14 protein-coding genes are annotated in these 21,508 nt (G+C 68.1%); 3 read left to right on the top strand and 11 right to left on the bottom strand.

Annotated elements, in window-relative coordinates; all coding sequences use genetic code 11:
- Positions 1 to 117: 117 nt before the first annotated feature.
- From ACIPJI_RS24890 to ngcE, 7 genes are all read right to left on the bottom strand, one after another.
- Positions 118 to 1,407 (bottom strand): sugar ABC transporter permease, encoded by a 1,290-nt coding sequence (locus ACIPJI_RS24890; protein ID WP_307708882.1) that lies wholly within the window; start codon positions 1,405 to 1,407, stop codon positions 118 to 120.
- Complete coding sequence (locus tag ACIPJI_RS24895; protein WP_307708881.1) at positions 1,404 to 2,192, bottom strand: ATP-binding cassette domain-containing protein; 789 nt, start codon at positions 2,190 to 2,192, stop codon at positions 1,404 to 1,406. Before ACIPJI_RS24895 ends, ACIPJI_RS24890 begins: the two co-directional genes overlap by 4 nt.
- 210 nt (positions 2,193 to 2,402) lie before the next feature.
- The gene (locus ACIPJI_RS24900) at positions 2,403 to 3,515 is read right to left on the bottom strand and encodes a substrate-binding domain-containing protein (protein WP_307708880.1); all 1,113 of its coding nucleotides are present in this window, start codon (positions 3,513 to 3,515) and stop codon (positions 2,403 to 2,405) included.
- A gap of 122 nt (positions 3,516 to 3,637) precedes the next feature.
- Positions 3,638 to 4,837, bottom strand: a complete 1,200-nt coding sequence (locus ACIPJI_RS24905) for an ROK family transcriptional regulator (protein WP_356622152.1) — start codon at positions 4,835 to 4,837, stop codon at positions 3,638 to 3,640.
- Positions 4,838 to 5,070: 233 nt separating this feature from the next.
- Positions 5,071 to 6,015 carry a carbohydrate ABC transporter permease gene (locus ACIPJI_RS24910; protein ID WP_356622153.1) on the bottom strand — a complete coding sequence of 315 codons (945 nt, stop codon included), beginning with the start codon at positions 6,013 to 6,015 and terminating at the stop codon, positions 5,071 to 5,073.
- 15 nt (positions 6,016 to 6,030) lie between these two features.
- The gene (locus ACIPJI_RS24915) at positions 6,031 to 6,963 is read right to left on the bottom strand and encodes a carbohydrate ABC transporter permease (RefSeq protein ID WP_307708877.1); all 933 of its coding nucleotides are present in this window, start codon (positions 6,961 to 6,963) and stop codon (positions 6,031 to 6,033) included.
- Between the two features lie 29 nt (positions 6,964 to 6,992).
- Complete coding sequence (gene ngcE / locus ACIPJI_RS24920; RefSeq protein ID WP_356622154.1) at positions 6,993 to 8,438, bottom strand: N-acetylglucosamine/diacetylchitobiose ABC transporter substrate-binding protein; 1,446 nt, start codon at positions 8,436 to 8,438, stop codon at positions 6,993 to 6,995.
- Between the two features lie 575 nt (positions 8,439 to 9,013).
- On the opposite strand from ngcE, the gene ACIPJI_RS24925 reads away from it, so the two are divergent.
- Positions 9,014 to 12,787: a GH92 family glycosyl hydrolase gene (locus ACIPJI_RS24925; protein WP_402249161.1), complete on the top strand. Its 3,774-nt coding sequence runs from the start codon at positions 9,014 to 9,016 to the stop codon at positions 12,785 to 12,787.
- A gap of 230 nt (positions 12,788 to 13,017) precedes the next feature.
- Positions 13,018 to 13,938, top strand: a complete 921-nt coding sequence (locus ACIPJI_RS24930; RefSeq protein ID WP_356622156.1) for a VCBS repeat-containing protein — start codon at positions 13,018 to 13,020, stop codon at positions 13,936 to 13,938.
- A gap of 73 nt (positions 13,939 to 14,011) precedes the next feature.
- Here ACIPJI_RS24930 and ACIPJI_RS24935 read toward each other — a convergent pair whose 3' ends face one another.
- Both ACIPJI_RS24935 and acnA read right to left on the bottom strand, forming a co-directional pair.
- On the bottom strand, positions 14,012 to 15,115 hold the full coding sequence (locus ACIPJI_RS24935; RefSeq protein ID WP_402249163.1) for a lytic polysaccharide monooxygenase: 1,104 nt from the start codon (positions 15,113 to 15,115) through the stop codon (positions 14,012 to 14,014).
- A gap of 169 nt (positions 15,116 to 15,284) precedes the next feature.
- The gene (acnA, locus tag ACIPJI_RS24940) at positions 15,285 to 18,002 is read right to left on the bottom strand and encodes an aconitate hydratase AcnA (protein ID WP_402248918.1); all 2,718 of its coding nucleotides are present in this window, start codon (positions 18,000 to 18,002) and stop codon (positions 15,285 to 15,287) included.
- 244 nt (positions 18,003 to 18,246) lie between these two features.
- Between acnA and ACIPJI_RS24945 the strand changes: the two genes are divergently transcribed.
- Positions 18,247 to 19,473, top strand: a complete 1,227-nt coding sequence (locus tag ACIPJI_RS24945; RefSeq protein ID WP_402248920.1) for a DUF418 domain-containing protein — start codon at positions 18,247 to 18,249, stop codon at positions 19,471 to 19,473.
- 23 nt (positions 19,474 to 19,496) lie between these two features.
- On the opposite strand, the gene ACIPJI_RS24950 is transcribed toward ACIPJI_RS24945, so the two are convergent.
- Positions 19,497 to 20,129 carry a response regulator transcription factor gene (locus tag ACIPJI_RS24950; protein ID WP_307710523.1) on the bottom strand — a complete coding sequence of 211 codons (633 nt, stop codon included), beginning with the start codon at positions 20,127 to 20,129 and terminating at the stop codon, positions 19,497 to 19,499.
- Positions 20,129 to 21,421 (bottom strand): sensor domain-containing protein, encoded by a 1,293-nt coding sequence (locus tag ACIPJI_RS24955; RefSeq protein ID WP_356622158.1) that lies wholly within the window; start codon positions 21,419 to 21,421, stop codon positions 20,129 to 20,131. Before ACIPJI_RS24955 ends, ACIPJI_RS24950 begins: the two co-directional genes overlap by 1 nt.
- Between the last annotated feature and the right edge of the window lie 87 nt (positions 21,422 to 21,508).

The following is a 21,508-nucleotide window of genomic DNA, read 5'->3' on the forward strand; positions in this document are numbered from 1 at the left end:
GAGTCTAATGTTCCGTGCACGGGCCCCGTCATCGGGCGGTGCGTTCTGTGTCACGGCTATGACGTGACACAGCAGTGCCCGGCACCGCTGGGCGGCACCGGGCACTGTGCGGTCGTACTAGGCGCGACCTGCGGTCTTCTGCGTCCTACGGGTGACGGAGTCGATCACGACCGTCGCCAGCAGGACACCGCCGGTGATCATGTACTGGATCGGCGTCGCGATGCCCTCCAGGGCGAGTCCGTACTGGATCGAGACGATGACCATGACGCCCAGCAGGGCGTTCCAGGTGCGGCCCCGGCCACCGAAGAGGCTGGTGCCGCCGATGACGGCCGCGGCGATGACGTTCATCAGCAGGTCGCCGGCGCCGGCGCTCTGGTTGGCCGCCGCGATCTTGGAGGCCCAGAACAGGCCGCCGACGGCCGCGAACAGTCCGGCCAGCGCGAAGACCGAGATACGCACCGCGGTGACGTTGATACCGGCGCGGCGCGAGGCCTCGACGCTGCCGCCGAGCGCGAAGATCTTGCGGCCGTAGGCAGTCCGGCGGAGCACGAAGTCCGTGATCACGAGGACGGCCAGGAACAGCACCAGCGCCAGGGGCAGGCCCTTGTACTGGTTGAACATGACGGCCGCGGCGAACGCGATGACCGCGAGGATCACCGTGCGCATCACGATGTCGGACAGCGGCCGGGACGGGACGCCGGCCGCGGCGCGGCGGCGGTTGTCGAAGAAGGACGACAGGAAGAAGCCGACCACGGCGACGGCGGCGAGCCCGTAGGCGGCCGCGATGTCGGAGAAGTAGTACGTGGTCAGCTGTCCGACGACGCCGTCGCCGTCCAGGTTGATCGTGCCGTTCTCACCGAGCAGCTGCAGCATGAAGCCCAGCCAGAACAGCAGGCCGGCCAGCGTCACGGCGAACGCCGGGGCGCCGATCTTGGCGAAGAAGAAGCCGTGCAGGGCGCCGATGGCGGCGCCGCTGGCCAGGGCGACGACCAGCGCCAGCCATTCGTTCATCCCGTGCGTCACGCTCAGCACGGCGACGATCGCACCGGAGACACCACTGACGGAGCCGACCGACAGGTCGATCTCACCGAGCAGCAGCACGAAGATGATGCCGACGGCCATCATGCCGGTGGCGACCATCGTGACGGCGATGTTGCTCAGGTTCTCCGCCGAGAGGAACTGCGAGTTCATCGTCTGGAAGATCACCGCGATGACGATCAGACCGATGACGACCGGGATCGACCCGAGGTCGCCGGCGTGCACCTTGCGCTTGAACTCGGAGAAGTAGCCCTTGAGCCCCTGCTCGCGCACCAGCAGACGGGGGTCGACCGCGGTCAGCGCGTCATGCGCGGCATCCGGGTTGACCACCTTCGTGCCGGTGGACGTGGGGGTCTTTTCCGTGGTCACTTCGTAACCTCCGCGTTGCGCGCCGCACGGCGGGTCACGGCGTTGTCCGTGGCACCGGTGATGGCGGAGATGATCTCTTCCTGCGAGGTCGACTTGACCTCGAAGACACCGTTGTTCCTGCCCAGCCGGAGCACGGCGACCTTGTCGGCGACAGCCTTCACGTCGGCCATGTTGTGGCTGATGAGGACGACGGCGTGGCCGCGCTCCCGCAGCCGCTCCACGAGGTCGAGCACCTGTGCGGTCTGCTCGACGCCAAGAGCGGCGGTGGGCTCGTCGAGGATGACGAGCTTGGGCTCGCCGAGCATCGAACGGGCGATGGCCACGGTCTGGCGCTGACCGCCGGAGAGCGAGGCGATCGGGATACGGACGCTGGGGATGCGGATCGACAGCGTCTTCAGCAGTTCGAGGGCGCGTCGCTCCATCTCGACCTCGTCGAGAACGCCGCGCTTCTGCAGCTCCCGGCCGAGGTAGAGGTTGCCGACGACGTCGATGTTGTCGCACAGCGCGAGGTCCTGGTAGACGGTCGCGATGCCGAGGTTCTGGGCGTCGTGCGGCCGGTTGATCGAGACCCGCTTGCCCTCCCACTCGATGGAGCCTTCATCGATGGGATGCACGCCGGCGATCGTCTTGACCAGCGTGGACTTTCCGGCGCCGTTGTCGCCGACCAGGGCGACCACCTCACCGGCGTGGACCTCAAGCTCTACGTCGGTGAGCGCCTGGACGGCACCGAACCGCTTGGAGACCCCGCGCAACGCCAACACGGGCGTAGCGGACACGTGAACCATCTCCTTCGCCGCCTGACCGGCGGGGATGCCGCGCCGGGGGAAATGCGGCGCGGAGGTTGAGCAGACTGGAAATGCAGCGAGTGTTCCGACCGGTGCCCCGACCGGCAGCGGGGGCTGATGGCGGGGCGGGGCACCGGAAGGTATCTGCGGGACGCGTGCGTCCGGGCAGAGGCCGGAGCACCGGGGGGACCGGGGCTCCGGCGTGCGGCCTTACTTCAGGCCGAGCTGGTCACACGCGGCCTTGAACTTCGGGGTGCAGATCTCGTTCACCGTGTAGACGCCGTCCTTGACGACAGTGTCCTTGATGTTGTCCTTGGTCAGCGAGACCACCGGGACGAGGACCGACGGGATGCCCTTCTGGGAGGGGCTGTCGACCTTCTCCTTGGCGATCGCGTCGAGCGACTCGCCCTTGGCGAGCGCCACGGCCATCTCGGCGGCGGCGGAGGCCTCCGGCGCGTACGGCTTGTAGACGCTCATGAACTGCTCACCGGCGACGATGCGCTGAACACCGGCAAGCTCGGCGTCCTGACCGGTGACCGGCGGGAGCTTGGTGAAGCCGCCCGACTTGAGGGCGGTGATGATGCCGCCCGCCATGCCGTCGTTCGCGGAGTAGACGCCGATGATCTTGTCCTTGCCGAGGGCAGAGATCGCGGCCTCCATGTTCGCGTTGGCGTTCTCCGGCTTCCACTCCTTGGTGTCGTACTCCTTGCCGATGTTCACCTTGCCGTCGAGCTCGGCGTGGGCACCCTTCTTGAACAGCGCGGCGTTCGGGTCGGTGACCGAGCCGTTCATCATGACGATCTGGCCGTCCTTGGCCTTGTCGCCCAGGGCCTCCAGCAGCGCCTTGCCCTGCACCCGGCCGACCTCTTCGTTGTCGAAGGAGGTGTAGGCGTCGATCGGGCCCTCGGCGAGACGGTCGAAGGCGACGACGGGGATACCGGCGTCCTTGGCCTTCTTCACACCGCCGGCGATGGCCTTGGAGTCGACCGCGTCCACGATGAGCGCGTCGACCTTGTTGGTGATCATGGTGTCCACCTGCTGCGTCTGCAGCGTGGCGTCCTGCTTGGCGTTGGCGTAGACGACCTTCGCCTTGCCGTTCGTCAGCTCGCTGATCTTCTTCTCGATGAGCGGCTTGTCGAACTTCTCGTAGCGAGCGGTCTGGTTCTCCGGAAGGAGCAGGCCGATCGTGATGGCGTCGCCCTTCTTGGCGCGCGACTCTTCGGCACTGTCGCCCGAGTCGCCGGCCTGGCCACAGGCGGCGAGCGATACGGCCATCGCAGAGGCGGCGACAGCAACGGCGGCACGACGCAGATGTGCGTTCACGATAAGAAACCTCCCTGACGAGGCCGCGTCGCTGCGGCCGAGGTGGCTGGAAGTCAACTCGGCCCCGTGGTCAGCGTCAAGGAGTAAATCCTTAACGAGATGACAACGGTGCCATTCGTTATCTAAGTGAAGGCGGGTGCCCCGACCGGCAACGCACTGTCCAGAAGGGTCGAATCACCCATTTCGCTGAGCACGAGGGCCAGCGCACCGAGCACTTCGGCACGCCCGCCCAGAGCACCGGGAGCCACCGAGAGCTGCCTCGCCGCACTGGGAATGGCGTAACGGGAGACGGACTCACGAATGGGTCCCAGTACCAACTCTCCAGCCTCCGCCAAATCCCCTCCGAGCACCACCCGGCTCGGATTGAGGAGGTTGCACAGGTTGGCGACACCACTGCCGATGTGGCGGCCCACGTCCGCCACCACACGACGGCAGCCCGGATCGCCCTCCCGCGCCAGCTGCACGACGCGCTCCATGGTCAGTTCGGCCCCGTGACTCGACTGGAGCAGCGGCAGCACGTACCGGGCAGCAGTGAACGTCTCCAGGCACCCGCGGTTGCCGCAACGGCACACCGGGCCCGACTCGTCCAGCGTGATGTGCCCGATCTCGCCGGCGGTACCGCCCGGACCCCGGTAGATCTGGCCGTCTATCACCAGGCCCGCGCCGACACCGCTCGCCACCTTGATGTACGCGAGGTCCTTCACACCCCGGCCGCTGCCCCACACCATCTCGCCGAGCGCGCCCAGGTTGGCGTCGTTGTCGACGTACACGGGCACGCCCAGCCGGGCCGAGAGCTCCTCACTCGGATTGATGCCGGTCCAGCCCGGCAGGATCGCCGTCGAGCCCAGCGTGCCCGACTCCACGTCGATGGGGCCCGGCACGCCGAGCCCCACGCCGATCACCTTGCCGAGACCGATCCCGGTGGCCTCCACCAGCCGGTTGACCAGCGCCTCCGCCCTGTCGAAGCCCTCCGCGGACGACGCGTCCACATCGAGCGGCTCCGCCTCCTCCGCCAGCACCTGATGAGCGAGGTTGCCGATCGCCACGCGCAGGTGCGTATGGCCGAAGTCCACGCCGATCACGATGCCGGCGTCGCCGCTGAGGGAGACGCTGCGGGCCCTGCGGCCGCCGGCCGAGGTCGGCGTCACCTCTACCGTGCCGCCGTCCTTGAGCTCACGGACGATGTTGGAGACGGTGGCCGCGGAGAGGCCGGTGCTCCTCGCGATCTCCGCCTGCGTCAGCGAACCCGCCATGCGTACGGCACGCACGACACGCTCGAGATTGGCCCGGTGCAGAGATGTCTGCGATCCCGGAGTCTCCATTGACCCATCCACTCCTGCCCCCGGTGGGCGGCGCGACGACCGCCCCCGGCCGGGGCATCCAGGCCCCGGCTTCTCTCCAACTTATGAACCCTAAGCTGACCCTTTTGGGGCTTATCCCGTCAAGACCTTGAGCGGGGTGAAACTCGGATGAGCACTGCGGAGCACCGGGGGGAAACACACAGGGCCCCGCCGCGCAGCAGCGCGGCGGGGCCCTGTGTGCGCAGGGGGGCGCGCTATTTCAGGGTGCCCGCGGTGAGACCCGACTGGACCTGCCGCTGGAACGAGAGGTAGACGACGATCACCGGGAGCATCGCGATCGTCATACCTGCGAAGATCACCGGCAGGTCGCCCTCGTAGCCCTGCTGCTGGTTGAGGAGCACCAGGCCCTGGGTGAGCACCGAGCGGTCCTTGTCGAAGCCGCTCTGCTGCTGCATCAGGGTCATCGGCAGGATGTACTGGTTCCACTGGCCGAGGATGTTGAAGATACCGACGCTGAGCAGGCCCGGCTTCGCCATGGGGACCATGACCTGGAAGAAGATCCGGGTGTGCGAGGCCCCGTCGATGACCGCGGCCTCGTGGATCGCCGTCGGCAGCGTCCGGAAGAACGCGTGCATGAAGAAGACGGTGAACGGCAGCGAGTAGGCGACGTACACCAGGATCAGGCCCTGGTACGTGTTGAGCATGCCGAGCATGTCGATGAGGAAGTACAGGGGCACCAGCCCCAGGTAGACCGGGAACATCGCGCCGGCCACGAAGAAGTAGTAGAAGAAGCGGTTGCCCGGGAACTCGTAGCGCGCCAGGACGTACGCCGCCATCGCGCCGAGCAGCATGGTCAGCGGGATGGAGAAGACGAGCACGATGAGGGTGTTGGCGAAGTAGTCGCCGATCCCCTTCTCCCAGGCCCGCGCGAAGGCGTCGAAGTTCCAGTTCGACGGCCACGACCAAGCGCTGGAACCGATCTCCGTGTCGGTCTTGAAGGAGCCGAGCAGCAGCCAGATCAGCGGCAGCACGATCATCACTGACCACAGGATGAGGAAGCCGTGCGAGAAGACGTTGAGGACCTTGCCCTCGCTGTCGCCGTTCGCGCCGGCTCCCCCGGGTCGGGCGCCGTTCTTCACTTCGCTCGGACCGGGGACGGCGTCCTTGGCGACGCCGGGGATCAACCGGGTGTTCGACATGGCGTGGTTCCCCGCTCAGTATTCGATGCGCTCGCGGCGGCTGATCCGCAGCGTGACGAGGGACAGGATCAGCGTGAGGACAAGGATCACGACGCCCATCGCGCAGGCGTAGCCGCTCTTCCCGAAGGAGAGGAAGTTACGCATCAGATAGGTCGCCATGACCTCGCTGTTGTGGTCTGGTCCGCCGCCGTAGCTGTTACCCGGAGTCATGACCGAGATCAGGGCGAAGCAGTCCATCGCCAGGATCGCGAGATAGACCCAGGCCGTCTGGACGGTGTCCCACAGCAGGGGCAACGTGACACGGAAGAAGGACTGGGTGCGGCTCGCGCCGTCGAGCAGGGCGGCCTCGTAGATCTCCTTGGGTACCGACTGCATCGCGGCGGAGAAGAGGACCAGGTAGAAGCCGACGCCCCACCACAGGAGCACGAAGGCCACGCACCACAGCACGAGAGCGGGCTCGTTGAGCCATTCGATCGGGTGCGCGGGGTCGGAGATGCCGAGCTTGACGAAGACGCCGTTGATCAGTCCGGCGACGTCACCCCGGTAGATCGCCCGCCAGAGCACGGCGAGGATCGCGATCGACAGAACGTGCGGGACGAAGAAAAGGATCTTGTAGAAACCCGATCCCGCGACACCGCGGATTCCGCCGGCGCCGCCCCGCCCGCCCACGTTCACCATGTAGGCGAAGAAGAGGGCGAGCAGGATGGTCGCGACGGGGAGGAAGATCAGGAGCAGGATGTTGTGCCACAGAGCCTTCAGGAACACCGAGTCGGAGAACAACGCGGTGTAGTTGTCGAGGCCGACGAAACTCATCTCCTGCGACTGGCCCTGCCAGTTCGTGAAGGAGTATCCGAAGGTCTGCATGTACGGCCAGATCATGAAGACCGCGTACAGCACGACCGGTACGATCAGAAAACCGGTGACGAACCGGTACTTACCCTGTTGCATGGCACCCTGCCCCTGGATTCCCGGCTCGGCTACTGACGCTTGTTGTTCTTGCTCGCCGGGTCCTCGGCCGCCTTGTCGACCGCGGCCTGCGCCCGCTTGAGCCATTCGGCCGGCGTGATGCGCTTGGCCATCAGCTCCGCGGACGCGGTACGGATGGACTCGTCCATCTCGCTGTACCAGTTGATGTAGAAGTAGTCGAAGCGCTGCTCGACCGGGCACGCGTCGACGGCCTCGACCGCGGACTTGGTGCCCGGGCGGAGCTGGACGCTCTTGTCGACGCCGTCCTGCACGATGGTCAGGGAGTTGGCCTGCTGCGCGAAGCTGGTCGACCACTCCTTCGAACACATCATGCGCAGGAACTCCAGGCCGCCGGCCTTGTTCTTGGCCTTCTCCGGCACGATGAACGGCTCGCCCGCGCCGGCCCGGATCGCCTCGAACGGCAGCTTGCTGTCGGGCAGCAGGGGCATCGGCAGGAACTTCATGTCGAAGTCCTCCGGGGTCTGCTTGAGCTGCTCGTTCTCCAGCCAGGAGCCGGAGGGGATGAAGACGGCCTTGCCCTCGTTCCAGGCGGTCTGCGACTCGATGTGGTCCAGGGAGTTGGTGCCCGGCATGAGCAGGCCCTTGTCCACGATCTCGTAGATCGCCTCGATGGACTGCTTGGCGGCGTCGCTGCCGACGAACGCGTTCTTCTCGAGGTTGTCGATCGCCTTCATGGCCTCCAGACCGCCGGTCTTGGCGATCAGGTCCATGATCATGACGTTGATGTAGTACGGGTGCTTGCCCTGGTGGGCGAGACCGCCGATGCCCTTCTTCTTCGCGTCCCGCATGATCTGCAGGAAGGCGTCCCAGGTCTTCGGCACCTCCCACCCGTTGTCCTTGAACATCTTGCCCGAGTACCAGACTCCCCAGACGGTGTAGACGTAGTTCAGGGAGTGCATTTTGCCGCCGATGAAGCCCTTGTCGGCGGTGCCCGGGACGAGGATGTCCTTGATCTTCTTGCTCGGGTCGTCGGGCGCGGGGGCCTCGAGCAGTTCGGTGAGGTCGGCGAGCTGGCCGTTCTTGTGCAGCACGTCCAGCTTGATCTGCTGGGCGCCGGAGTTGTCCACGACGTCCGGCGGGTTGCCCGCGTTGAAGCGGGGCTGGAGCTTGCCGGTGATCTCCTGGGTGCCGAGGTGGCTGATCTTCGGGCCGTACTTGGCCTTGTAGAGCTTCTCCCACTCGATGGCGTACTGGTCGCCGAAGCCGCCCTTGAAGATGACGACGTCGAGCGTGCCGCCCTTGGTGACTCCGAACGGGTTGTCCTTGGTCACCTCACCCTTCTGCTTCTCCTGGTCGTCGCCGCCGCCGCTGCTCGCACAGGCGGACAGGAAGCTCATCGTGGGTACGGCAATAAGACCGAGTGCGGCGGCCCGCTTGATCAGATTCCGACGGCCAAGGCTCTCACCGTGCGTATTCGAGGTGGAGGTGGATCCCATGCTCAAGTCCTCGCCTTCTCCAGGACTCAGGCGGTGTACCGGTCGCCCGTCCTTCTCGCCTCAGGCGAAGGGCCCCGCCACCGCGGTCAGTTGCTGTGTTTTCCCGAAGGGAAACTCAGTGAAGCTCGGATCGTGCGGCTGACAGCGGGAACGGAGTAGCTGCGGTCGGCGGTCGCGTGCTCCGCACGTGTCCGCCGTCCCCGTCCCCCCCTGGTCCGCTGCCATACGAAACAGCTATGCGGACGCCGACAGGTATAGTCCACTTCCCGCCGAGTGAGCAAGATCAAATGCAAGGTTGGGCGCCCATCTTTCCCGAGTTGAGACCTCGCGGACACATGGGACCCGAAAACACCCTTACGACCGCAGCACTCTTAACGGATCGTCCGATTCCGACCGGCACGTCCCGCCAACACCCTTGACACCGTAGGACACTTGCCTCCCTACTGGAGCCTGCGCCTCGCGCCTGACAACGTTGTCCAACGCGACTTCCCTCTGGAGGAAGACCCGGGATGCAGCCCAGAAACAGACCCCGGCCCAGAAAGATCAATCCGGTCACCCTCGTGGTGACCGCTTCCATGCTGGTGTTGACGGCGCCTTCCGCCGCCACCGCCCTTCCCGCTGAGCCCGGACAATCCACCTCGCCGGGCCGGGAATTCAGCTCGTCCTTCGAATCGGACGAAGCCCAGCCGGACTGGCGTAATACCGTTGAAGTCGGCACCGACGGAAAGAAGCGGTCATCGGGTGTCGACGGCGGCTTCTCCAGCGGAATACCGGGCAATGTCACCGACAAGGTGATCGAGCTGCGGGCCAGCGACGAGAACACCGGCGGCGGCGAGACCAAGGAGAACCTGGTCGACCTGCTGCCGAGCAGCAAGTGGCTGGGGTTCGAGCCGACCGCCTGGATCGAGTTCGACACCGACGAGCCGGTCAAGGTCTCCACCTACGCCCTGACGTCCGCCAACGACTTCGCCGCGCGCGACCCCAGGGACTGGACGCTGAAGGGGTCCGCCGACGGGGAGAACTGGACGGTCCTGGACAGCCGCTCCGACGAGACCTTCGCCGAGCGCTTCCAGACCAGGACCTTCGACATCGGCGCCCCCTCCGAGGTGACGGCCTACGCCCACTACCGCCTGGAGATCACCAAGAACAACGGCGCGCCCGACATCACCCAGCTGGCGGACGTGCAGTTCTCCAACGGCGACACCAGCGCCCCCGTCCCCGACGACATGCGCAGCCAGGTCGACCGCGGCCCCAGCGGCTCCCCCACCGCGAAGGCCGGCGCGGGCTTCACCGGCAAGCGCGCCCTGAAGTACGCCGGCACCCACAAGCCGGACGGCAGGGCCTACTCGTACAACAAGGTCTTCGACGTCGATGTCGCCGTGCGGCGCGACACCGAGCTGTCCTACAAGGTCTTTCCCGCCATGGCGGAGACGGACCTGAACTACCCCGCCACCAACGTGTCGGTGGATCTCGCCTTCACCGACGGCACCTACCTGAGCGATCTCGGCGCCACCGACTCGCACGGCGGGCTCCTCACACCCGCGGGCCAGGGCGCCGCGAAGCGCCTGTACGTCAACCAGTGGAACGCCGTCGCCTCGGGCATCGGCACCGTCGCGGCCGGCAAGACCGTCGACCGGATCCTGGTGGCCTACGACTCACCCAAGGGCCCGGCGAAGTTCCAGGGCTGGATCGACGACGTCACGCTCGCGCCCAAGGCTCGGCAGGAGCGGCTCGAGCATCTCTCGGACTACGCCTCCACCACCCGCGGCACCAACTCCAGCGGTTCGTTCTCCCGGGGCAACACCTTCCCCGCCACCGCCGTCCCGCACGGCTTCAACTTCTGGACGCCGGTCACCAACTCGGAGTCCAAGAGCTGGCTGTACGAGTACGCCCGCGGCAACAACGCGGACAACCTGCCCACCGTCCAGGCCTTCAGCACCAGCCACGAGCCGAGCCCCTGGATGGGCGACCGGCAGACGTTCCAGGTGATGCCGTCGGCGGCCGAGGGCACCCCGGACACCTCGCGCACGGCCAGGGCCCTGCCCTTCCGGCACGAGAAGGAGACCGCCAGGCCGCACTACTACGGTGTCACCTTCGAGAACGGCCTCAAGGCCGAGATGACGCCCACCGACCACGCGGCGATGATGCGCTTCACCTACCCCGGTGACGACGCGAGCGTCATATTCGACAACGTCACCAAGGAGGGCGGCCTCACACTCGACGCCGCGACCCGCTCCTTCACCGGCTTCTCGGACGTCAAGAGCGGCCTGTCCACGGGCGCCACACGGCTGTTCGTGTACGGCGTCTTCGACGCGCCGGTGACCGACTCGGCCTCCGAGGGCGTCACCGGGCGGCTCCGCTTCGACGCCGGCGACGACCGCACCGTCAATCTGCGGATGGCGACCTCGCTGATCAGCGTGGACCAGGCGAAGAAGAACCTCGCCGACGAGATCCCGGCCGGTACCCGCTTCGAGCGGGTGAAGGACCGGGCGCAGGACGCCTGGGACGACATCCTCGGCAAGGTGGAGGTCGAGGGCGCCACCCACGACCAGCTGGTCACCCTCTACTCCAGCCTGTACCGGCTCTACCTCTACCCGAACTCGGGCTTCGAGAACACCGGTACCAAGAAGCGCCCGGAGTACCGGTACGCGAGCCCGTTCTCGCCGATGACCGGCCCCGACACCCCGACCCGCACCGGCGCGAAGATCGTCGACGGGAAGGTCTACGTCAACAACGGTTTCTGGGACACCTACCGCACGACCTGGCCGGCCTACTCCTTCCTCACCCCGAAGAAGGCCGGTGAACTGGTCGACGGCTTCGTCCAGCAGTACAAGGACGGCGGCTGGATCTCCCGCTGGTCCTCCCCGGGTTACGCGGACCTGATGACCGGCACCAGCTCCGACGTGGCGTTCGCCGACGCGTACGTCAAGGGTGTCGACTTCGACGCCGAGGCCGCCTACGAGGCGGCGCTGAAGAACGCGACCGTCGTCCCGCCGGCCTCCGGCGTGGGCCGCAAGGGCATGGAGACCTCGCCGTTCCTCGGCTACGCCTCCACCTCCACCCACGAGGGCCTGTCCTGGTCGCTGGAGGGCTACCTCAACGACTACGGCATCGCCGAGATGGGCGAGGCCCTTTACAAGAAGACGAAGAACGCCCGCTACAAGGAGGAGTCGGAGTACTTCCGGAACCGGGCCCGCAACTACGTCACCCTCTTCGACTCCAAGGCCGGCTTCTTCCAGGGCCGGAACCTGAAGGGCGACTGGCGGGTGGAGAGCTCCAAGTACGACCCGCGGGTGTGGGGTTACGACTACACCGAGACCAACGGCTGGGGCTACGCCTTCACCGCCCCGCAGGACTCGCGCGGCCTGGCGAACCTGTACGGCGGCCGCTCGGGCCTCGGTGAGAAGCTCGACAGCTACTTCGCCACGCCGGAGACGGCCTCGCCCGAGTTCGTCGGGTCGTACGGCTCCGTCATCCACGAGATGACCGAGGCGCGCGATGTGCGGATGGGCATGTACGGCCACTCCAACCAGGTCGCCCACCACGCCACGTACATGTACAACGCGGCCTCCCAGCCGTGGAAGACCCAGGAGAAGGTCCGTGAGGTCCTCTCCCGCCTCTACACCGGCAGCGAGATCGGGCAGGGTTACCACGGCGACGAGGACAACGGCGAGCAGTCGGCCTGGTACCTCTTCTCCGCGCTCGGCTTCTACCCGCTGGTGATGGGCTCCGGCGAGTACGCCATCGGTTCGCCGCTGTTCACCAAGGCGACCGTGCACCTGGACAGCGGCCGCGAACTGGTCGTGAAGGCCCCGAAGAACAGCGCGAAGAACATCTACGTGCAGGGCCTGAAGGTCAACGGCAAGAAGTGGAACTCCACGGCCCTGCCGCACGAGGCGATCGCCGAGGGCGGCGAGATCGAGTTCGCGATGGGCCCGAAGCCGTCCGCGTGGGGCACCGGGAAGGACGCGGCGCCCGTCTCCATCACCCAGGACGACAAGACACCCACGCCCCGGCACGACGTGATCCCGGCGGGCGGCCCGCTGTTCGACAACACGTCCGCGACCACGTCCGCGTTCACCTCGGTGGACCTCCCGGTGACGTCCGGGACCCGCGCGGTGCAGTACACGCTCACCTCCGCGGCGAAGGACAAGGCGCCGACGGGCTGGGTGCTGCAGGGTTCGGCCGACGGGCAGTCGTGGACGGATCTCGACAAGCGGTCGGGCGAGTCCTTCACCTGGGACAGACAGACCCGCGTCTTCGGTGTGGCGGAGCCGGGTTCGTACCGGCACTACCGGCTGGTCGCCACGGGCGAGGTGACGCTCGCGGAAGTGGAGCTGCTGAACTGACCCCGCGCCACCGCGACGGGCCGCACTCCCCAGGGGTGCGGCCCGTTCGCGTCGACGAGGCGGCGCGGGCCGCCGACCGGCAGCGGCGGCCCGCTATCCGGCTGTAGCAATTCCGGTACATGAAAACCAAATCGACCCGTGAAGGTTATGTGGAAAGATCAGGACCAAAGCATGGCCTGCCCCGCTCGCGCGGCGGGCCACTTCTTCGACACACCCTTATGGAGACATACGTGGCCGAACTCTCTGGCCTCAAGCGCGGCCGGACCCGTGCCCGCCTCGCTGCCGCGGCGACCGCTGCCGCGCTGCTCATCACCGGAATAGGCGCCGGCTCCGCGTCCGCCGCCGACCCCGCCCCGTCCGCGACCTCCGTGAGCGGAGCCGGCAAGGCCGGCAACACCTTCGGGACGCAGGCAGCCCCGACGCCGATCAACGCCCTCTACGGCGTCAACAGCTCCGGCACCCTGTACGGCTACCCGCCGAACGGCAACGGCGGCCTGGACAGCCGTATCTGGAGCGGCGAGAACTGGGGTCCCGTCAAGCACGCGACCCAGGTCGACCACGACGCCGACGGCCTGTCCGACGGCATCTGGGCCATCGACGGCGCCGGCGGCTTCTCCCACCTCGCGTGGGACGGCACGCCGGTCTCCGTCGGCACCGGCTGGCAGATCTACAACAAGATGGTCTCGCCCGGCGACCTCGGCGGCGCCACCGCCGACGACCTGATCACCCGTGACTCCGCGGGTGCGCTGTGGATCTACCTCGGCTACGGCAACGGCCAGGTCACCGGCCGCACCAAGGTCGGCACCGGCTGGCAGATCTACAACCAGATCACCGGCAAGGGCGACCTGACCGGCGACGGTCGGGCCGACATCGTCGCCCGCGACGGCAGCGGCACCCTGTGGCTGTACAAGGGCACCGGCAGCCGCACGGCTCCCTTCTCCGCCCGCACCAAGATCGGTACGGGGTGGAACATCTTCAACAACCTCACCTCGGTCGGTGACATCGACCTGGACGACAAGACGGACCTGATCGCCCGTCACACCGACGGTTCCCTGTGGCTGTACAAGGGCACCGGCTCGGCCTCGTCCCCGTTCCAGGCCCGGGTCAAGATCGGCAGCAGCGGCTGGAACACCTACCGTCTGATGTTCTGATCCGGCAGCCGTCCGCACGGGCGGCGGTCAGTACGGAGCCGCACTCCCCTCAGGAGTGCGGCTCCGTCGCGTATCACCCCAGTCTGCAGGCCAGAGCGGTGGCGGGATCGGCCCCCGGCCCCGAGGCCACGTAACCGAACGTCGTGGACTCCCCGGGATCGAGACTCCCGTTGTGCCCGGCGTTGTGGACCATGACGGCTTGGCCCTGCGCGGTCATGGCGCCGTTCCACAGACTGTCGATCCGGTGCCCGGCGGGCAGGTTCCAGTCGACCATCCAGCCCAGCATCGGCACGGTGCCCGTGTTCTTGACGGTCACCTCCGACTGGTAGCCGCCGCCCCAACTGCCGGTGGTCCTGCGGGTCGCGGAGCAGTCACCGGCCTGCGGCGGGTCGGTCGGGTCCGGCGGGTCGGTCGGGTCGGGGCCCGGGCCGCTGCCGTCACCCGGGTCCTTGACCCCGGTCACTTCGCCGTTGCCGCCGTCGAAGACGACGTCCGAGCAGGAGTAGAAGGTCTCCTGGCTGTCGGAGCGCTGCCACACCATGTAGATGATGTGCCGGCCCGACTTGTTCGCGGGCAGGGCGCCGCGCCAGGAGTAGTTCGCCTCCACGGTGCCCGGGCTGCCGTTGAGCGGCGGGTGGTCGACGGTCAGGAACGGCTGGTCCTCGACGTCGTTCCAGGTGAGCGCCGACTTCGGGTCGAAGCCGTCGTTGGTGATGTACACCTTGAACCAACCCGGGTGGGCGGCCCAGGCGTTGTACGAGAAGTCGATGGTGGCGCCCGAGGTCAGGTGGGTGAGCGGCCAGTCGTCACGGGCGGCGTCGAAGCCCGTGAAGTTGGTGTTGCCGCCACTGCACAGTTGCCCGTCCGGCACGAAGCCGCGGGTGCGGCCTGCGCCGTCGGAGCGCAGCACGGAGAACCAGTTGTAGAAGGGCGTGGTGCCGCTCTGTTGGGCCGCCGCGCGGCAGGCTGGGTTGATCGGCTTGATCTCCCCGGTGTCGGTCAGCCCGTCCTGCCAGCACAGGAAGGTGCGGCTGGCCGGTTTCATGGGTGTGCCGTGTGCCTCGGCGTCGCCGCCGGCGGTGACGACGAGCCCGAGGGCGGGGATGGCGGTGAGCAGTGCGAGCAGGGTGAGCAGCAATGCCCGGGGGCGGCTCTGCGCCAGTAATCGGCGGATCATCCGGACGTCCCTTCCATGGGGGTGGGTGAGGGGGCGGACCGAGCCATGGGAGCGCTCCCACAGCTTCACCAAGTGAAGCTAGCGCGGCGGGCGTTGGCTGTAAACGCTTCGCGCAACGCCAAGGGCCCGCCCTCCGCCGGTGCGGAGGGCGGGCCCTTGGACCGGGCGACTAGCCGCGGATCAGGTTCCGCAGCACGTACTGCATGATGCCGCCGTTGCGGTAGTAGTCCGCCTCACCCGGGGTGTCGATGCGGACGACCGCGTCGAACTCCACGCCCGAGTCGGTGGTCACCTTGACCGTGCGCGGCGTGGTGCCGTCGTTCAGCGCGGTGACGCCGGAGATGGAGAAGGTCTCCTCACCGGTCAGCCCGAGGGAGTCGGCGGAGCCGCCCTCCGGGAACTGCAGCGGCAGGACGCCCATGCCGATGAGGTTCGAGCGGTGGATGCGCTCGTACGACTCGGCGATGACGGCCTTGACGCCGAGCAGCGCGGTGCCCTTGGCGGCCCAGTCGCGGGACGAACCGGAGCCGTACTCCTTGCCCGCCAGGATCACCAGCGGGGTGCCGGCGGCCTGGTAGTTCTGCGAGGCGTCGTAGATGAACGACACCGGACCGCCGTCCTGGGTGAAGTCGCGGGTGTAGCCGCCCTCGGTGCCCGGCGCGATCTGGTTGCGCAGACGGATGTTGGCGAAGGTGCCGCGGATCATGACCTCGTGGTTGCCGCGGCGCGAGCCGTAGCTGTTGAAGTCACGGCGCTCGACGCCGTGCTCCGTGAGGTACTTGCCGGCCGGGGTGTCGGCCTTGATCGCACCGGCCGGGGAGATGTGGTCGGTGGTGACCGAGTCGCCCAGCTTCGCCAGCACACGGGCGCCGGAGATGTCGGCGACCGGAGTCGTCTCCATCGTCATGCCCTCGAAGTACGGGGGCTTGCGCACGTAGGTGGACTGCGGGTCCCACTCGAAGGTGTTGCCGGTCGGGATCGACAGGGCCTGCCACTGGGCGTCACCCGCGAAGACGTCGGCGTAGGACTTGTTGAACATGTCCTCGCCGATCGCGTTGGCGACGACGTCGTTGACCTCGGCCTCGGTCGGCCAGATGTCCTTCAGGTAGACCGGCCGGCCGTCCTGGTCGATGCCCAGGGCGTCCTTGGTGATGTCCACCTTCATGGAGCCGGCGAGGGCGTACGCGACGACCAGCGGCGGGGACGCCAGGTAGTTCATCTTGACGTCCGGGTTGATCCGGCCCTCGAAGTTGCGGTTGCCGGAGAGCACCGAGGTGACGGCCAGGTCGTGGTCGTTGACGGCCTTGGAGACCTCGTCCGGCAGCGGGCCGGAGTTGCCGATGCAGGTGGTGCAGCCGTAACCGACCAGGTTGAAGCCGACCTTGTCGAGGTACGGGGTCAGGCCCGCCTTGTCGAAGTAGTCGGTGACGACCTTGGAGCCCGGGGCGAGGGTGGTCTTGACCCACGGCTTGCGGGTCAGGCCCTTCTCGACCGCCTTCTTGGCCACCAGCGCGGCGGCGACCATGACGTACGGGTTCGAGGTGTTGGTGCAGGAGGTGATCGCGGCGACGGTGACGGCGCCGTGGTCGATCTCGTAGGTCGAACCGTCGGGAGCGGTGACGGTGACCGGCTTCGACGGTCCGCCGTTCGGCGTGTTCGCCGGGGCGTCGGAGGCCGGGAAGGACTCCTTGCTCGCCTCCATGTCGTCTTCGACATAGTTGCGGACGTCCTGGGCGAACTGCTGGGCGGCGTTGGCCAGGACGATACGGTCCTGCGGGCGCTTCGGGCCGGCGATGGAGGGGACGACCGTGGAGAGGTCGAGCTCCAGCTTCTCGGAGAAGTCGGGCTCGGCGGCCGGGTCGAGCCAGAGGCCCTGCTCCTTGGCGTACGCCTCGACGAGCGCGACCTGCTGCTCGTCGCGGCCGGTCAGGCGCAGGTACTTCAGGGTCTCGTCGTCGATCGGGAAGATCGCGGCGGTGGAGCCGAACTCCGGCGACATGTTGCCGATGGTGGCGCGGTTGGCCAGCGACGTGGCGGCCACACCCTCGCCGTAGAACTCGACGAACTTGCCGACGACACCGTGCTTGCGGAGCATCTCGGTGATCGTGAGGACCAGGTCGGTGGCGGTGGTGCCGGCGGGCAGCTCACCGGTCAGCTTGAAGCCGACGACGCGCGGGATGAGCATCGAGACCGGCTGGCCGAGCATCGCGGCCTCGGCCTCGATGCCGCCGACGCCCCAGCCGAGCACACCGAGGCCGTTGACCATGGTGGTGTGCGAGTCGGTGCCGACGAGGGTGTCGGGGTACGCCTGGCCGTTCCGGACCATGACGGTACGGGCCAGGTGCTCGATGTTCACCTGGTGGACGATGCCGGTGCCGGGCGGGACGACCTTGAACTCGTCGAAGGCGGTCTGGCCCCAGCGCAGGAACTGGTAACGCTCCTTGTTGCGGCCGTACTCCAGCTCCACGTTCTGGCCGAAGGCGTCCGCCGTGCCGAACTTGTCGGCGATGACCGAGTGGTCGATGACCAGCTCGGCCGGGGCCAGCGGGTTGATCTTGGCCGGGTCGCCGCCGAGCTCCTTGACGGCCTCACGCATGGTGGCGAGGTCGACGACACAGGGAACACCGGTGAAGTCCTGCATGATCACGCGGGCCGGCGTGAACTGGATCTCCTGGCTGGGCTGGGCCTGGGAGTCCCAGTTGCCGAGCGCCCGGATGTGGTCGGCGGTGATGTTCGCGCCGTCCTCGGTGCGGAGCAGGTTCTCCAGCAGGACCTTGAGGCTGTAGGGAAGGCGCGCGGCGCCCTCGACCTTGTCCAGCCTGAAGATCTCGTACGACTCGTCGCCCACCTGCAGCGTGCTGCGGGCGTCGAAGCTGTTCGCCGACACGACAGTCTCCTTCATCAATATGCGCGTACTACCTCAATGCTGCCGCCACGGCTCCTCGCCGATCCGCTAAGGTAAGGCTTAGTTAGGTAACCCTTACCGACTGGCGGCTTGCGGTACGCCTTCGGCAGATATCTCGATGTCGAGATAACTCTAGTACATGACCGCTGCGGGGTCATGCCGGGACACCCCTTGGCCGCTGCCCTCCGGATGGTGGAACCCGGCAGTTCCCTTGACTGTGGAACATATGAGGCGCGACGCATCGCCGGACATCGCACCCGAGACACCTGCGCCGGCCGGGCCGCCCTTCACGTCGTCGACAGGACGGCTGGTCGGCCTGGATCTGGCCCGGGGGCTGGCGATCTTGGGCATGTACACCGCGCACGTCGGTCCTGATCCGTCGGTGGGCGGCGCCGTGGGCTGGGCGATGGAGGCGGCCCGCGGGCGTTCGGCGACCCTCTTCGCGGTGCTGGCCGGCTTCACTCTGGTCATCCTCACCGGCCGGCCACAGCCGAGAACCGGGCGGCCGGGGCGACAAGCCGTGGGCAAGGCCCTGATTCGCTCCTTCTTCCTGATCGCCCTGGGCTACGTCCTCACCGCCCTCGACACCCATGTCTTTGTGATCCTTTCCTACTACGGCGTCCTGTTCGTCCTCGCCCTTCCGCTGTACCGGCTCAGGGCTGCCACTTTGGGTTCCGTCGCCGTGACATCGGCGCTCGTCATGCCCCAGGTTCTCTATGTGCTGCGGGCGGAGGTCGACAACGGAAGCTGGTCGGACACGTTCATCGCCCACGACCCGCTGGCCCGCGCCACCGGTTCGGGCGGGCTCGTCGAGCTGTTCGTCACAGGTGCCTATCCGGTCCTGACCTGGCTGCCTTTCATCATCACGGGAATGGCGGTGGCCAAACTGGACCTTCGGCGGCCGGGCGTCGTGGGCAGGGTGGGACTGCTCGGCTGTGTGCTGGCCGTCAGCGGGTACGGCGGGTCATGGCTGGCTCTGCACCTTGTTCCGGGGGCACTGGAGGGGGTGCGAGAAGCCTCGGCCACCGGGACCGCGGCATCGGCCTGGTGGTCCGACGCCGTGGGCGCGTACCCCGTCTCGGGCATTCCGGCATGGCTCCTGGTGGCCTCACCGCACAGCCAGACGACTCCGTCCGTCCTGGCCAACACCGGCGTGGCCTTGGCGGTGGTGGCCACGTGTCTCATCGGCACCAGCCGTTCGGCGCGTCTGCGGTGGGTCACCACGCCCGTCAGCGCGGTCGGATCGATGGCTCTGACCGTGTACGTGGGCCACATTGCCGCCATCAAAGCGCTGGGCACCCGTGACCTGCCGGACTCCGCCGCACTGCCGGTCTTCCTCTGCTTCGCCGCGGCAGCCATGCTCTTCGCCCTCGTGTGGACCCGCTTCTTCCGGCGCGGGCCGCTGGAGTACCTGATGCACGCGCTCACGGTGCCCGCGCGCCTGATCCCATGACGCGGGTTCCGGGCGAGCCGGTGTCACGCGCGCAGGTAGGTCAGGACAGCGAGCACCCGGCGGTGCGTCGCGTCCGCCGGCGGCAGGTCGAGTTTGGCCAGGATGGAGCCGATGTGCTTGCCCACCGCCGCCTCGGAGACGACCAGTTGGCGGGCGATCGCGTTGTTGGACCTCCCTTCGGCGACCAGTCCCAGCACCTCCCGTTCGCGCGGTGTCAGACGCTCCAGCGGGTCGCGGCGGCGGCGGATCAGCTGACGCACCACCTCCGGGTCGACGACCGTGCCGCCGGAGGCGACCTCCTGGAGGGCGGCGTGGAACTCCTCGACCTGGCCCACCCGGTCCTTCAGGAGATAGCCGACACCGGAGCCGTCCCCCGAGTCGAGCAGCTCGGAGGCGTAGGTGCGCTGGACGTACTGGCTGAGCACGAGCACGGGCAGGGACGGCCGCTCGGTCCGCAGCCGCACGGCCGCCTTCATCCCCTCGTCCTGGAAGCCGGGCGGCATCCGGACGTCGGTGACGACGACGTCCGGTGTGTGTTCCGCGACCGCGGTCAGCAGCGCGTCGGCGTCGCCGACCGCGGCGACGACCTCGTGTCCGAAGCGGGCCAGCAGCGCGATGAGCCCTTCCCGCAGCAGCACACTGTCCTCGGCCAGCACTACGCGCAGTGCTCGGTCCTCCACTCGCAAGGGATCTCCACACGCAGCAGGGTCGGTCCACCGGGCGGGCTGGACAGGGAGATTGTGCCATCGAGCACGGACACCCGGTCCGCGAGTCCGGTCAGTCCGCTGCCCCGCCCGGCGTCTGCTCCTCCCCTGCCGTCGTCGCGCACTTCGAGAGCCAGCAAGCCGCCGTCGTGGCGGCCGGTCACCTCGGCGCGGGTCGCACCGCTGTGTCTGCCGACGTTCGCGAGGGCCTCACAGACCACGAAGTACGCGGCGGCCTCGACCGCCTCCGGCAGCCGGCCCGGCAGGTCGAGGGTGACGTCCACCGGGACGGCGGACCGGTCGGCGGCGTCGGCGACGGCGGCCCCGAGGCCGTGGTCGGCGAGGACCTTGGGGTGGATGCCGTGGATCAGGTCGCGCAGTTCGGCCAGCGCCTTGCCCGCCTCGTCGTGCGCCTTGGCGAGCTGGTCGGCGAGCGGACCGGGCGGCGCGTCGAGACGCGCGAGGCCAAGGGTCATGGAGAGAGCCACCAGGCGCTGCTGGGCGCCGTCGTGGAGGTCGCGTTCGATCCGGCGCCGCTCCGCCTCGAAGGCGTCCACCAACCGGACCCTGGAGCGGACCAGTTCGGCGACCCGCTCCTGCCGCTCGGGATCCGCGGGCACGAGGAGGACCCGGGTCAGCTCGGCGCGCCCGGCGGCGACGGCGCCGAGGACGTAGCCGCTCACCGCGAGCAGGAGCAGCCCCACGGATGCGGCGGCGAACGCCTGCGGCCACGAGGTCGCCAGCCACAGCTTGAGCACCCGCACCTCCTCGCCCCCGCCCACCGTGGCCATCACCAGCGGTGTGCCCAGCAGTCCCAGTGGCACGCCGAGCACGACCGCGGCCACCAGCAGGTCCAGCGGCCACAGCACGGTCGCGAGGACCAGCGCGAAGCCCAGCTCCCGCCAGGTCGCCGGCTCCCGGAAACGGGTCCGCGCCCACACCGCCGGCCCCGGCCCGTCCGGCGCCCGGTGCGGGCTGCGGGCCGGCCTGCTGTCGACGAGCCGGAGCCTGCGCCGCTCGAGAGCCGCCACCGGCAACCCGGAGAGCGCCAGCACGACGAGCAGCGGCAACCCGACGAGCACCACCGCGAGCACCCCGCCGACGACGACGCCCACGAGCAGCACCATGAGCACGGCGAGGCCGACGGGCGCACTGCTGAGCAGATATCCGGCCGCCCGCCAGGGCCATGCGGAGAGCAGATAGCGGGGGTGCGCGAGGGCCTGCCGCACGGTGGGGAGACGCATGCGGATCACCGTAGAAGCCGGGGCCGTGCCGCGGCCATCCGCCCAGGCGGACAACGGAGGTAGGGCCTGCCCTACCTTCCATTTGTC

Origin of the sequence: Streptomyces sp. NPDC086835 (assembly GCF_044745705.1) — a bacterium.
Lineage (GTDB): Bacteria > Actinomycetota > Actinomycetes > Streptomycetales > Streptomycetaceae > Streptomyces.